At 45.2% G+C, this 13,625-nt stretch carries 11 protein-coding genes; 10 read left to right on the top strand and 1 reads right to left on the bottom strand.

Annotation, left to right across the window (positions count from 1 at the left end; all coding sequences use genetic code 11):
* Window positions 1-4 precede the first annotated feature (4 nt).
* From ftsW to lpxC, 7 genes are all read left to right on the top strand, one after another.
* Complete coding sequence (gene ftsW, locus UQW94_RS20385) at window positions 5-1,201, top strand: cell division protein FtsW (RefSeq protein WP_005372933.1); 1,197 nt, start codon at window positions 5-7, stop codon at window positions 1,199-1,201.
* Window positions 1,188-2,255 (top strand): undecaprenyldiphospho-muramoylpentapeptide beta-N-acetylglucosaminyltransferase, encoded by a 1,068-nt coding sequence (murG, locus tag UQW94_RS20380; protein ID WP_322142526.1) that lies wholly within the window; start codon window positions 1,188-1,190, stop codon window positions 2,253-2,255. The genes ftsW and murG overlap by 14 nt, the downstream gene beginning before the upstream one ends.
* 23 nt (window positions 2,256-2,278) lie before the next feature.
* Window positions 2,279-3,736 (top strand): UDP-N-acetylmuramate--L-alanine ligase, encoded by a 1,458-nt coding sequence (gene murC / locus UQW94_RS20375; protein ID WP_322142525.1) that lies wholly within the window; start codon window positions 2,279-2,281, stop codon window positions 3,734-3,736.
* A gap of 192 nt (window positions 3,737-3,928) precedes the next feature.
* Complete coding sequence (locus tag UQW94_RS20370) at window positions 3,929-4,711, top strand: cell division protein FtsQ/DivIB (RefSeq protein ID WP_025768409.1); 783 nt, start codon at window positions 3,929-3,931, stop codon at window positions 4,709-4,711.
* Window positions 4,704-5,966 carry a cell division protein FtsA gene (gene ftsA, locus UQW94_RS20365; protein ID WP_005372946.1) on the top strand — a complete coding sequence of 421 codons (1,263 nt, stop codon included), beginning with the start codon at window positions 4,704-4,706 and terminating at the stop codon, window positions 5,964-5,966. Before UQW94_RS20370 ends, ftsA begins: the two co-directional genes overlap by 8 nt.
* A 30-nt stretch (window positions 5,967-5,996) precedes the next feature.
* A complete protein-coding gene (ftsZ, locus tag UQW94_RS20360; protein WP_225473422.1) occupies window positions 5,997-7,235 on the top strand; it encodes a cell division protein FtsZ in 1,239 nt (412 codons plus the stop codon).
* A 101-nt stretch (window positions 7,236-7,336) separates the two neighbouring features.
* Window positions 7,337-8,254: a UDP-3-O-acyl-N-acetylglucosamine deacetylase gene (gene lpxC / locus UQW94_RS20355; RefSeq protein ID WP_047102006.1), complete on the top strand. Its 918-nt coding sequence runs from the start codon at window positions 7,337-7,339 to the stop codon at window positions 8,252-8,254.
* 113 nt (window positions 8,255-8,367) lie between these two features.
* On the opposite strand, the gene UQW94_RS20350 is transcribed toward lpxC, so the two are convergent.
* A complete protein-coding gene (locus UQW94_RS20350; protein WP_005381869.1) occupies window positions 8,368-8,826 on the bottom strand; it encodes a DUF721 domain-containing protein in 459 nt (152 codons plus the stop codon).
* 407 nt (window positions 8,827-9,233) lie between these two features.
* Between UQW94_RS20350 and secA the strand changes: the two genes are divergently transcribed.
* The 3 genes from secA to dapB all read left to right on the top strand — a co-directional run bounded on the left by secA (window position 9,234) and on the right by dapB (window position 13,437).
* Window positions 9,234-11,963: a preprotein translocase subunit SecA gene (secA, locus tag UQW94_RS20345; RefSeq protein WP_322142524.1), complete on the top strand. Its 2,730-nt coding sequence runs from the start codon at window positions 9,234-9,236 to the stop codon at window positions 11,961-11,963.
* 155 nt (window positions 11,964-12,118) lie between these two features.
* Window positions 12,119-12,517: an 8-oxo-dGTP diphosphatase MutT gene (gene mutT / locus UQW94_RS20340; protein ID WP_005387387.1), complete on the top strand. Its 399-nt coding sequence runs from the start codon at window positions 12,119-12,121 to the stop codon at window positions 12,515-12,517.
* A 110-nt stretch (window positions 12,518-12,627) separates the two neighbouring features.
* Window positions 12,628-13,437, top strand: a complete 810-nt coding sequence (gene dapB / locus UQW94_RS20335) for a 4-hydroxy-tetrahydrodipicolinate reductase (RefSeq protein WP_005381860.1) — start codon at window positions 12,628-12,630, stop codon at window positions 13,435-13,437.
* The last annotated feature ends 188 nt before the right edge of the window (window positions 13,438-13,625 follow it).

Genomic DNA, 13,625 nt, shown 5'->3' with positions numbered 1-13,625 from the left:
CTTCGTGGGTTTAGGTAACGTTAAACGCAGTATTGGCAATTGGCTCAAGCATCCAGCCCCAGAGGCGATGTTTGATCGTCAGTTAGTGTGGATTGCACTGGGTTTGATGTTGACTGGTTTGGTCATGGTAACCTCTGCATCATTTCCAATCAGCTCTCGATTAACGGAACAGCCGTTCCACTTTATGTTTCGTCATGCGACGTTTCTCGTGCTGGCGTTAGGGACCTCCGCTGTTATTTTGCAAGTGCCTTTGCAAGAGTGGTTTAAGAAGAGCCATTACTTACTTTGGGCTTCTTTCGCACTGTTGATCATCGTGCTCTTGGCGGGTAAGTCGGTTAATGGTGCGTCTCGTTGGATTCCCCTTGGGCTGTTTAACCTTCAGCCAGCGGAAGTCGCGAAGCTATCGCTGTTTATCTTCATGTCTGGTTACTTAGTTCGAAAGCAAGACGAAGTACGACAAACGTTCTTTGGTGGCTTTATGAAGCCAATCATGGTGTTTGCCTTCTTCGCAGTATTACTACTTGGTCAGCCAGACTTGGGGACGGTCGTCGTGATGCTGGTCACGCTGTTTGGCATGCTTTTTATCGCAGGTGCAAAACTAACCCAGTTTCTCGCCTTGATGGTGGCAGGTATCGGCGCTGTGGTAGGTTTGATTCTCGTCGAGCCATACCGTATGCGACGAGTAACCTCCTTCCTTGACCCGTGGGAAGACCCATTTGGCAGTGGCTATCAGTTGACTCAGTCTTTGATGGCGTTTGGTCGTGGTGAATGGTTCGGTCAAGGTCTCGGTAACTCAATTCAAAAACTGGAATATCTACCGGAAGCGCATACCGACTTTGTGTTTGCCGTACTTGCTGAAGAGCTTGGTTTCGTAGGCGTAGTGCTGGTCTTAATGCTGATTTTTAGCTTGGTGCTAAAAGCGGTTTACATCGGCAAGCGTGCATTTGAAGAAGGCGAAATGTTCGGAGGTTATCTGGCTTTCGGAATTGGTATTTGGTTTGCGTTTCAAACCTTGGTTAATGTTGGAGCTGCCGCCGGTATTGTTCCAACTAAAGGTTTAACACTTCCACTCATCAGTTATGGTGGTTCTAGTCTAATAATTATGTCCGTCGCAGTGTCCATACTACTGCGTATCGATTACGAATGCCGCTTGAAACGCGAGCAACAACAATCAGAACAACAAGCTAATGAAACAAAATAAACGTTTGATGGTGATGGCTGGTGGTACTGGCGGTCACGTATTCCCAGGTTTGGCGGTAGCAAAACAGCTTCAAGAACAAGGTTGGGAGATCCGTTGGTTAGGTACGGCGGATCGAATGGAAGCGGATTTGGTGCCAAAACATGGCATTGAAATCGACTTTATCAAAGTGAAAGGGTTACGAGGTCAAGGCGTTAAACGTCTTCTTGCAGCACCATTTCAAATTATCAATGCCATTATGCAGGCTCGTGCTCACATGAAACGCTGGCAGCCAGACGCAGTGCTTGGTATGGGCGGTTATGTTAGCGGCCCGGGTGGTATTGCCGCTTGGATGAGTGGTATTCCTGTTGTTCTGCATGAACAAAATGCAGTAGCAGGTTTAACGAACCAATGGTTATCGAAAATCGCTAAGAAGGTTTTTCAGGCTTTCCCAGGCGCTTTTCCAAATGCCGAAGTGGTTGGGAACCCAGTTCGTGAAGACGTGACTCAATTAGCAGCGCCAACTGAGCGCATGCAAGAGCGCCAAGGTCCAATTCGCATTTTGGTGATGGGTGGCAGCCAAGGCGCACGTATTCTTAACCAAACTCTGCCAGAAGTGATGTCGAAATTGGGCGAAGATTACTGTATTCGTCATCAAGCGGGTAAAGGTGCCGCCGAAGAAGTGAATGCAGCATACCAAGCTAATGGTGTGGTAAATGCAGAAGTAATGGAATTCATTGATGACGTTGCAGAAGCTTACACATGGGCTGACCTTTTAGTTTGTCGCTCTGGAGCGTTAACCGTATCTGAAGTCTCGGCGGCAGGTGTAGGCGCTATTTTTGTTCCATTCATGCACAAAGACCGCCAGCAAGCACTTAATGCAGACCACTTGGTGGATTGCGGCGCGGCGAAAATGATTGAACAACCAGATTTAACCGTTGAGTCTCTGACTCTGCAGATCCAACAATTGGATCGCCAAGCTTTACTTACAATGGCTGAGCAAGCGCGTGGCGCTGCAAAATTGAATGCTGACCGAGTTGTCGCACAAGCCATTGTCGCTTTGACCGAAAAGCGTTAACCGAATTATTGAGAATAGAATTGATGACAATCCAACATACACAAGACTTAGCTCAGATTCGCGCAATGGTGCCAGAGATGCGCCGCGTGAAATCCATCCACTTCATCGGTATTGGTGGTGCGGGCATGAGCGGCATTGCAGAAGTGCTGTTGAACGAAGGCTACCAAATCACAGGTTCTGATCTATCAGAGAACGCTGTGACAGAGCGTTTGGTATCAAAAGGTGCGACGGTATTTATTGGTCATCAAGCCAGTAATGTAGAAAAAGCCAGTGTGGTTGTTGTGTCAACGGCGATCAACGAAGAAAACCCAGAAGTGATAGCGGCACGTGAATTACGCATCCCTATTGTACGCCGCGCAGAGATGTTGGCTGAATTGATGCGATTCCGTCACGGTATTGCCGTTGCGGGTACACACGGTAAAACCACGACGACCGCTCTTGTTACTCAAATCTATTCTGAAGCCGGTCTTGATCCAACGTTTGTGAATGGCGGTTTGGTGAAAAGCGCAGGTACAAATGCGCGTCTAGGCTCGAGTCGTATTTTAATTGCAGAGGCAGATGAAAGTGACGCGTCATTCCTGCACTTGCAACCAATGGTGAGCATTGTTACCAATATCGAAGCCGATCATATGGATACCTATGGTGGTGACTTTGAAACCTTAAAGCAAACCTTCATCGATTTCCTTCATAATCTACCGTTTTACGGCCAAGCAATTGTTTGCATTGACGATCCTGTGGTTCGAGAGTTAATCCCACGTATTAGTCGTCAAGTGATAACTTACGGTTTTTCTGAAGATGCCGACGTACGTATTGAAGATTATCGTCAAGAGGGGCAGCAAGGCAAATTTACGGTAGTACGTAAAGGGCGAGCTAACTTAGATATCACGCTGAATATTCCAGGTCGTCACAATGCATTGAATGCGTCTGCTGCGATTGCGGTTGCTACTGAAGATGACATTGAAGACGATGCGATCCTAAAGGCAATGGCTGGTACGCAAGGTACGGGAAGACGTTTCGATCACCTTGGCGAGTTTGATACTGGCAACGGTCATGCAATGCTTGTTGATGATTACGGCCATCATCCAACAGAAGTGGATGTAACCATTAATGCAGCACGCAGTGGTTGGCAAGACAAGCGTTTGGTGATGATTTTCCAACCGCACCGTTATAGCCGTACTCGTGATTTATACGATGATTTCGCGAATGTGCTAGAGCAAGTTGATGTATTGATCATGCTGGATGTTTACGCTGCGGGTGAAAAGCCGATTGCAGGGGCTGATGGGCGCGCTTTATGTCGCACAATTCGCAGCCGAGGCAAGGTAGATCCGATTTTTGTTCCAGAAGTCGAGCAATTACCTTCAGTTTTAGCTAACGTTATACAAGACGGCGACCTAATCTTAACGCAAGGTGCGGGTGATATTGGTAAAGTGGCGAAACAGCTGGCAAGTCTTAAATTGAATATAAACAAGATGCTTGGCTGACACATATTGTTGACGCGAAGGACAGATAAAGACTCAGATCTCGATTTTGCGTCAATATCATTGTGATTTATTGCTATCAGTGTTTGATAGTTTACAAGAGCTCAGTATAATCCCAAGGTTAAAGTCAAGACTTTTACCTCTGCGTAATTATATGGGTAAAAAGTACACGACAAAAGTCAGGAAACGAAGACGTTGTTGAATATTGCACTGAATGACGAGCGACCAAATACGGGTAACAACCCTGGTCGTCAAGAAAAAATCTTGGGTGCGTTATTTTTCGTTGTGGTTGTGACTTTAATTAGTTCTGTTTTGTACGCGGCGATCAGTTGGATGTGGGATGACCAAAGGTTACCTCTCTCCAAAATAGTACTTCAGGGGAAACTGGAGTATGTCCAAGCTGACGATGTGCAGGCTGCATTTAGTCGAATTGATCACATCGGTACATTTATGTCCCAGGATATTGATGTATTACAGCAAAGTGTCGAAGCTCTGCCATGGGTAGCGCATGCCGCAATCCGAAAGCAGTGGCCGGATACAGTAAAAGTTTTTTTGACGGAGCATCAACCAGAAGCCATTTGGAATGGCAACGAACTGTTAGATAAAAACGGGTTCGTTTTTGATGGAGATGTTGCTCTGTTGCAAGAAGAAAAAGTGAAGCTGTACGGACCCAAAGATAGCGGACCGGAAGTCTTACAGACTTACCGTGATTTGAGTCCTAAGTTTCAGCAATTGGGTTTAGCGATATCGTCTCTGGTATTAAACGAGCGACGAGCTTGGCAAATCATCCTTGATAACGGTATTCGATTAGAGCTCGGTAAAGAGTCTCTTCTTGAGCGTATAGAGCGCTTTTTTAAGCTCTATAACAAGCTTGGCAGTGACACGCAAAGAATCAGTTATATCGATCTTAGGTACGATACAGGAGCCGCAGTTGGTTGGTTTCCTGAACAAGAGTTAGAAGAGAGTACAGATGACTAAGGCCGCTGATGACAACATTATTGTTGGTCTTGATATAGGCACTGCAACCGTATCGGCTCTAGTGGGTGAGGTTTTACCAGACGGTCAAATTAATATTATTGGCGCAGGTAGTAGCCCCTCACGCGGCATGGATAAAGGTGGCGTGAATGATTTGGAGTCGGTTGTAAAATCAGTACAACGTGCAATTGATCAAGCTGAATTAATGGCAGAGTGCCAGATCAGCCGAGTCTTCATTTCGTTGTCTGGTAAGCATATCGCAAGCCGAATTGAAAAAGGTATGGGCACGATTTCTGATGAAGAGGTGTCTCAAGAAGACATGGATCGCGCTATCCATACCGCAAAATCGATTAAAATCGGTGATGAACAGCGAATTCTTCATGTGATCCCGCAAGAGTTCACCATTGATTACCAAGAAGGAATCAAAAATCCGCTTGGTTTATCTGGGGTAAGAATGGAAGTGAGTGTCCACCTTATCTCATGCCATAATGACATGGCACGCAACATTATTAAGGCGGTAGAACGCTGCGGACTTAAAGTAGAACAACTCGTATTTTCTGGGCTTGCTGCTAGTAATGCAGTAATCACCGAGGATGAAAGAGAGCTTGGAGTTTGTGTGGTTGATATTGGCGCCGGCACGATGGATGTGGCCATCTGGACTGGCGGTGCGTTACGTCACACAGAAGTATTTTCGTACGCAGGAAATGCTGTAACCAGTGATATTGCTTTTGCTTTTGGCACGCCAGTGAGCGATGCTGAAGAAATAAAAGTCAAATATGGCTGTGCTTTGAGTGAACTGGTCAGTAAGGATGACACGGTTAATGTACCAAGCGTAGGTGGACGACCATCACGTAGCCTGCAACGTCAAACGTTGTCAGAAGTGATTGAGCCACGCTACTCTGAGCTTATGGGACTGGTTAACCAAACTATCGACTCTGTACAAGCAAAATTGCGCGAAGAGGGTATCAAGCACCATCTGGCTGCGGGAGTTGTACTCACCGGCGGTGCTGCGCAAATGGACGGAGTGGTAGAATGTGCGGAACGCGTATTCCGCAATCAAGTAAGGGTCGGCAAACCGCTCGAAGTCAGCGGATTAACTGACTATGTAAAAGAGCCGTACCATTCTACGGCAGTTGGATTACTTCATTACGCAAGAGACATGCAGTCTAGCGACGATAGCGATTATAATGAACCTAAACGCTCATCTGTAACTGGCTTTTTCGATAAATTGCGTAACTGGATACAAAAAGAGTTTTAACCTGAGTTGCAGGATAAACGGAGACAACACATGTTTGAACCGATGATGGAAATGTCTGACGATGCAGTAATCAAGGTCGTTGGGGTTGGTGGCGGCGGTGGTAACGCCGTTGAACACATGGTGCGTGAATCCATCGAAGGTGTGGAATTCATCAGCGTCAACACTGATGCGCAAGCACTTCGTAAGACAAGCGTTGGCAATGTAATTCAGATCGGTGGTGATATCACTAAAGGTCTGGGTGCAGGTGCTAATCCACAGGTTGGCCGTGACGCAGCTCTCGAAGACAGAGATCGAATTAAAGATTCCCTGACTGGCGCCGATATGGTGTTTATCGCAGCTGGTATGGGTGGCGGTACCGGTACTGGTGCAGCGCCTGTTATTGCGGAAGTGGCTAAAGAGCTTGGCATTCTAACAGTAGCGGTAGTAACTAAACCGTTTAGTTTTGAAGGTAAAAAGCGTTTGGCATTTGCTGAGCAAGGTATCGATGAGCTCTCTAAGCATGTTGACTCTTTGATCACGATTCCAAACGAAAAGCTACTTAAAGTACTTGGTCGTGGTGTAACACTACTAGAAGCTTTTGCAAGCGCTAACGATGTTCTTAAGAATGCCGTTCAAGGTATTGCTGAGCTAATTACTCGCCCTGGCATGATCAACGTCGACTTTGCGGACGTAAGAACTGTAATGTCTGAAATGGGTCACGCAATGATGGGTAGCGGCATCGCCAAAGGTGAAGACCGTGCTGAAGAAGCGGCTGAAATGGCAATTTCTAGCCCACTTCTGGAAGACATCGATCTAGCGGGCGCTCGTGGTGTTCTTGTCAATATTACTGCTGGTCTGGATATGCGTCTTGACGAGTTTGAGACGGTTGGTAATACAGTGAAGGCATTCGCTTCTGACAATGCGACTGTTGTTATCGGTACTTCTCTAGACCCTGATATGACTGACGAAATCCGCGTAACAGTTGTAGCGACAGGTATTGGTAATGAGAAAAAGCCAGATATCACGCTAGTTGCGGGTGGTAAAGCGAAAGTGGCACCGACGCCGCAAGCTCAACCACAGCAACAAGCAGCGGCAACGCAAGCTGAAGAAAAACCGGCACAGACCTTGCAAAATAATCAAGTGCAAGAGAAGCCACAGGTAACTCCTCGGCCGACAAACACTGCTCCTTCTTCTCCAGCTTCGTCGAGCCAAAGTTCTGCGGCTCCAAAGCAAGAAAAGGAAAGTGGTTATTTAGATATACCGGCATTTTTGCGTCGTCAGGCTGATTAATCTTTAACCCATAAATTTGACATGGCTCAAAATTATGGTAGCATTCACGGTCGACGTTACAGACGGCCGTGTTTTGTAGCAAATTTTTGAGAGGCAAGCAGATGATCAGACAACGTACTCTGAAAGAAATAGTGAAAACAACTGGTGTGGGTCTCCACTCTGGTCGTAAAGTCACACTTACTCTGCGCCCGGCTGCTGCAAATACAGGTATCATTTACCGTCGTACAGATGTAAATCCACCTGTAGATTTTCCAGCTGATCCAGCTTCGGTTCGTGACACCATGCTTTGTACTGCATTGGTAAACGATGAAGGTGTGCGTATTTCAACTGTTGAGCACTTGAATGCGGCACTTGCTGGTATGGGCATCGATAACATTGTTGTCGAAGTAGACGCACCTGAAATTCCGATCATGGATGGTAGTGCAAGCCCATTTGTATACTTGCTACAACAAGCAGGTATCGAAACGCAAAATGCGCCAAAACGCTTCATCCGTATCAAAAAGCCAGTTCGTTTTGACGATGGTGATAAATGGGCAGAATTTGTACCATTTAACGGCTTTCGTATGGACTTCGAAATTGAGTTTAATCACCCAGCGATTGAATCAGACGAGCAACGTTTGCTGTTTGATTTCTCGTCAAAAGGCTTTGTTCGTGAGATTTCTCGAGCACGTACGTTTGGCTTTATGCGTGATATCGAATATCTACAATCTCAAAACCTAGTTTTGGGTGGTAGTTTTGACAATGCTATCGTTTTGGATGATTACCGTATTCTTAATGAAGAAGGTCTACGCTTTGAAAATGAGTTTGTGACTCACAAAGTGTTGGATGCGATTGGTGACCTTTACATGTGTGGCCACCCAATCATTGGTGAATTCCGTGCCTTTAAATCTGGCCACGGTTTAAATAACCAACTGTTACGTGCTGTTCTTGCAGATCAGGAAGCGTGGGAGTGGACTACATTCGAAGAAGAAGTCGGCTCACCAGTAGCATTCGCAGAACCAAATATGGTGCTTGCGTAAATACTTGGCATTAGAATTAATAAAAAACCAGGCTTATGCCTGGTTTTTTGCTATTTGGCTTTAATTTTCGACTTATCAACAACATTCAAGCTTTCAGCATATTGAAATAACGTTCACTTACGATCTTCCTTTTCTGCCATATCGGCTAATCGTTTTAAACGCTCTTGAATTTTAGGTGGCGCCATGTCGGCAATCGTCATTAATGACTTTGCTGCAGATTCTGTTAGTGGTGGACGCTTAGGTCTGTCGTCTTGTTGAAAGCGGTTTCTATATAGTGAAGGATTGATCCTCACTTCAACGCTCATCAGCTTGGCAAAGCCTTGAGTACGAAGTTTATTTAGGATCATGAGGCGATCGTAATCGATCTTCATTTTGATTGCGGCACTAGAGACATCGATCAATAGATGGCCGTTACGAACATTCGCTACTCGGCAATGATCGGCCGTCCCCATGGGTAAGACCTCTTGCAAAGCTTGGTTAAGCTGTAAGATTTCTCCAGCATGTTCTTGAATCTGCTTGAACTGTGACTCAGCAATAACATCTTCAGTCGAGGTTGGACGGTGATCACGCATAGGTAAAATCTAATTTTGTTGAGATATAGCTATTCTAGAGCAGCTTTCTATCAAGGTATAGTTTACATTAACGTCTTTAGCTTCAGTTTTACAATGTAGCAAGGTAAAAAGCAAAGTTTGTTCTGGATGGATTACACATATTGCGGTATGCAATATCGGCTAATCAGTCACCACTTTAAGTAAAAACTTCAGAGTGCTTCAAACAAATACGTCTATTTATGGTTGTATCGATTAAAAATCCTTACACTAAGCCACATTGTTTCAAAACTTAGCCTTGAAATATGGATGTTTGAACTCAATATCTTTGATAAATGATTTATCTCAGTATTCTTAGTTCCAAACTGGCAGAGACTGAAGGCATTATGAGTAGATCGGGAACGGTCTGAATAAAGAGAGATTCACGAAAAATGATAACTAAGCTACTGACAAAAGTGATTGGCAGTCGCAACGACCGAACACTGCGCCGCCTTAGAAAAATTGTAAAAGAAATTAATAACTATGAGCCAACATTCGAGGCTCTAAGTGACGAAGAGTTAAAAGCAAAGACGGTTGAATTCCGTGAGCGCCTAGATAAGGGTGAAACTCTTGATAAACTACTTCCAGAAGCTTTTGCTACGGTTCGTGAAGCATCTAAGCGTGTCTATGGTATGCGCCACTTCGACGTCCAGCTTATCGGTGGTATGGTTCTAAATGCGGGTCAAATCGCTGAAATGCGTACGGGTGAAGGTAAAACGCTGACGGCAACGCTTCCTGCTTACCTAAATGCCCTAGCTGGTAAAGGCGTTCATATTGTAACAGTGAACGATTATCTAGCTAAACGTGATGCAGAGACAAACCGCCCTCTATTTGAATTTTTAGGTATGACTGTTGGCGTAAACGTGCCAAACATGCCTCCTCAAGAGAAAAAAGAAGCGTACCAAGCTGACATCTTGTACGGAACGAACAATGAATTTGGTTTTGACTACCTTCGTGACAATATGGCTTTCCGTAGCGAAGATCGCGTACAACGTGAACGCTTCTTTGCAGTTGTCGATGAGGTGGACTCAATCCTAATTGATGAAGCTCGTACCCCTTTAATCATTTCTGGTCCTGCTGAAGATAGCTCTGAGCTATACACCCGAATCAACCTTTTGATCCCGCATCTTAAAAAGCAAGACAAAGAAGACTCTGAAGAATATCGTGGTGATGGTCACTACACTGTTGATGAGAAATCAAAGCAAGTATACCTCACAGAAACGGGCCAAGAGTACGTTGAAGAACTGTTGGTGAAAAATGGTCTTATGGAAGAGGGTGACACACTTTACTCTCCGACTAACATCAGCATGTTACATCACGTGAATGCCGCTTTGCGTGCTCATGTGTTGTTTGAGCGCAACGTTGATTACATCGTTACTGACGAAGGTGAAGTAGTAATTGTTGATGAACATACTGGTCGTACAATGCCAGGTCGTCGTTGGTCTGAAGGTCTTCACCAAGCAGTAGAAGCGAAAGAAGGCGTTAAGATTCAAAACGAAAACCAAACTTTGGCTTCGATTACCTTCCAGAACTACTTCCGCTTATACGAAAAACTGTCTGGTATGACAGGTACTGCGGATACTGAAGCGTTTGAGTTCCAATCTATTTATGGCTTGGAAACGGTGGTTATCCCAACCAACAAACCAATGATTCGTAACGATATGCCGGATGTGGTGTACCGTACCGAAGCTGAGAAGTTTGCTGCAATCATTGAAGATATCAAAGAGCGCGTTGCGAAAGGTCAGCCAACATTGGTTGGTACAGTATCGATTGAAAAATCAGAACTTCTTTCTAACGCATTGAAGAAAGCGAAGATCAAACACAACGTATTGAATGCGAAATTCCATGAAAAGGAAGCGGAAATTGTTGCTGAAGCGGGTATGCCTGGTGCGGTAACTATCGCGACCAACATGGCCGGTCGTGGTACGGACATTGTGCTTGGCGGTAGTTGGCAATCAAAAGTGGAAGCTTTGGAGAACCCAACTCAAGAACAAATCGATGCGATTAAAGCAGAGTGGAAAGTGGTACATGATCAAGTACTAGATGCTGGTGGTCTACACATCATTGGTACTGAGCGCCACGAATCTCGCCGTATTGATAACCAGCTACGTGGTCGTTCTGGTCGTCAAGGAGATGTGGGTTCATCTCGCTTCTACCTATCTATGGAAGACTCTTTGTTACGTATTTTCACTTCTGATCGTATGGCGAGCCTTATCCAAAGTGGTATGGAAGAAGGTGAAGCAATTGAATCGAAAATGCTTTCTCGCTCAATTGAAAAAGCACAGCGTAAAGTGGAAGGTCGTAACTTTGATATCCGTAAGCAGCTACTAGAATACGATGATGTGGCGAACGATCAGCGTAAGGTTGTCTACGAGCTGCGCGACGAATTGATGAACGTTGAAGACATCAGCGGTATGATCGAGCAAAACCGTGAAGATGTGCTAACAGCGGTTATTGATGAGTACATCCCGCCACAATCACTAGAAGATATGTGGGACGTTGAAGGTCTGCAAGAGCGCTTGAAAGCAGACTTCGATCTTGATGCGCCAGTGAAGCAATGGCTTGAAGAAGACGATAAGCTTTACGAAGAGGCGCTACGCGAGAAGATCATCAATCTAGCCGTTGAAGTGTATAAAGAGAAAGAGGAAGTGGTGGGTGCGCAAGTGCTTCGTAACTTCGAGAAATCGGTTATGCTTCAAACTCTGGATACGCTTTGGAAAGAGCACTTGGCAGCAATGGATCACTTGCGTCAGGGTATTCACTTACGCGGCTATGCGCAGAAGAACCCGAAACAGGAATACAAGCGTGAATCGTTTGAACTGTTTGAAGGTCTACTAGAAGCGCTGAAAACTGATGTGATTACTGTTCTATCTCGCGTTCGAGTCCAGCAACAAGAAGAAGTTGAACGTATGGAAGAGCAACGTCGTGCGCAAGCTGAAGAGGCCGCTCGTCGTGCTCAAGCGCAACACGCAGCAGCACAAAACCCTCTTTCTGAAGGTGAAGAATCTGAAGAAGGTTCAAGTCAGCCAATGGTACGTGATGAACGTAAAGTAGGTCGCAATGAGCCTTGCCCTTGTGGTAGTGGTAAGAAGTATAAACAGTGCCACGGCAAGATCGACTAACGTATTAGTCAGATAATTTTTTAAAGAGTCGCCTAGGCGGCTCTTTTTTTAAGCAAATTCTGTGGCTGTCGAATTTCATAAGTTTTGATAGCATCGGATAGTTTTAGAGATGCAAAGACCGTTGAAGTGTAACGGCTTGAGAGTTAGGAACCCCTATGAAAAGAATTCACATAGTCGCGGCTATTATTTTTAACCAAGACAAATCAAAAATTTTTATTACAAAGCGTCCAGACGACAAGCATAAAGGCGGGTTTTGGGAGTTTCCCGGCGGGAAAGTCGAGTCAGGAGAAAGTATTGAACATGCTCTAGCAAGAGAACTTGAAGAAGAAGTAGGAATTGAAGTTACTGAGCAAGCCCTTTTCGAGCATTTGGAATATGACTATCCAGACAAATCACTTAAGTTTGATTTTATTACGGTATCTAAGTTCAGTAATGAGCCTTACGGCCGAGAAGGTCAAGAAGGTCGCTGGGTTGAGATAAGAGAATTGGGTAACTATGCCTTTCCTGAAGCGAACGTGCCTATCTTGGAGCGTGTCGTAAAAGAGTTCGCTTAAGCCTGATGAACTTGCTTGTGGTAACCACGGTATGTTGTTAGTTTAAACAGATTAAGCGAAACGAGAGAACGAGAGCAAACCTCGTTATCCAGAGAAGGAGAGAAAGCGCAATGGTTCGTATTGCAATCGCAGGAGCAGCAGGCCGAATGGGCCGTAATTTGGTTAAAGCTTCACACCTTAACCCAGAGGCGACAGTGAGCGCGGGATCAGAACGACCTGAGTCCTCACTTGTCGGTGTCGATATCGGTGAGCTTTGTGGTGAAGGTAAATTCGATGTGTTCTTAACGGATGATCTTGCTAAAGACGTCGATAATTTTGATGTAATCATCGATTTTACTGCCCCAGTAAGTACGTTGGCGAATCTTGAACTGTGTAAGAAGCATGGAAAGAGTATTGTGATTGGGACGACTGGTTTCAGTGATGCAGAGCGTGAACTGATTGACGAAGCCGCTAAGCAAGTGCCTGTTGTCATGGCTCCTAACTACTCTGTTGGTGTGAACCTAGTATTTAAGCTTCTTGAGAAAGCAGCCAAAGTGATGGGCGACTACTGTGATGTTGAGATTGTCGAAGCACATCATCGTCATAAAGTTGATGCTCCTTCTGGTACCGCTATCGGGATGGGCGAAGCCATTGCTGGTGCGATGGGCAACAAGCTGAATGATGTAGCTGTCTATGCGCGAGAAGGTATCACAGGTGAACGTACTAAAGATGAGATCGGCTTTGCTACAATTCGCGCTGGCGATATTGTCGGTGAGCACACAGCCATGTTTGCTGATATCGGGGAACGAGTGGAGATAACGCACAAAGCGACCGATCGTATGACGTTTGCTAATGGCGCCGTCAAGGCCGCTGTTTGGTTGAGTGCCAAACCAGCGGGCTTTTATACCATGACAGATGTTTTGGGATTGAATGAACTCTAAATACATAATTATTCGCCGGCGGTAGCCGGCTTTTTTATATCTATAGAATTAGTTGTAAATGAAATGATTCTAACAGAAAGTATTTTGGTGCTTACTTTTGTTGTTGTTTTGGTTGTTTTGTAGGTGTTTTGGGTTTTGATGCCTAAAAACTAATGTCTTTTTTGTTGGGTGAACGTTTGCGTGAAAAA

It is taken from the genome of Vibrio sp. PBL-C16 (assembly GCF_034321865.1).
GTDB classification, from domain to species: Bacteria; Pseudomonadota; Gammaproteobacteria; order Enterobacterales; family Vibrionaceae; genus Vibrio; species Vibrio alginolyticus.
This window is presented reverse-complemented; position numbering and strand designations above follow the sequence as displayed.

What these genes read in the sequence shown, in the direction of transcription:
- murG (WP_322142526.1), top strand. Translation starts at nt 1,188, where the DNA reads ATGAAACAAAATAAACGTTTGATGGTGATGGCTGGTGGTACTGGCGGT.
- murC (WP_322142525.1), top strand. Translation starts at nt 2,279, where the DNA reads ATGACAATCCAACATACACAAGACTTAGCTCAGATTCGCGCAATGGTG.
- ftsA (WP_005372946.1), top strand. Translation starts at nt 4,704, where the DNA reads ATGACTAAGGCCGCTGATGACAACATTATTGTTGGTCTTGATATAGGC.
- ftsZ (WP_225473422.1), top strand. Translation starts at nt 5,997, where the DNA reads ATGTTTGAACCGATGATGGAAATGTCTGACGATGCAGTAATCAAGGTC.
- lpxC (WP_047102006.1), top strand. Translation starts at nt 7,337, where the DNA reads ATGATCAGACAACGTACTCTGAAAGAAATAGTGAAAACAACTGGTGTG.
- UQW94_RS20350 (WP_005381869.1), bottom strand. Translation starts at nt 8,826, where the DNA reads ATGCGTGATCACCGTCCAACCTCGACTGAAGATGTTATTGCTGAGTCA.
- secA (WP_322142524.1), top strand. Translation starts at nt 9,234, where the DNA reads ATGATAACTAAGCTACTGACAAAAGTGATTGGCAGTCGCAACGACCGA.
- mutT (WP_005387387.1), top strand. Translation starts at nt 12,119, where the DNA reads ATGAAAAGAATTCACATAGTCGCGGCTATTATTTTTAACCAAGACAAA.
- dapB (WP_005381860.1), top strand. Translation starts at nt 12,628, where the DNA reads ATGGTTCGTATTGCAATCGCAGGAGCAGCAGGCCGAATGGGCCGTAAT.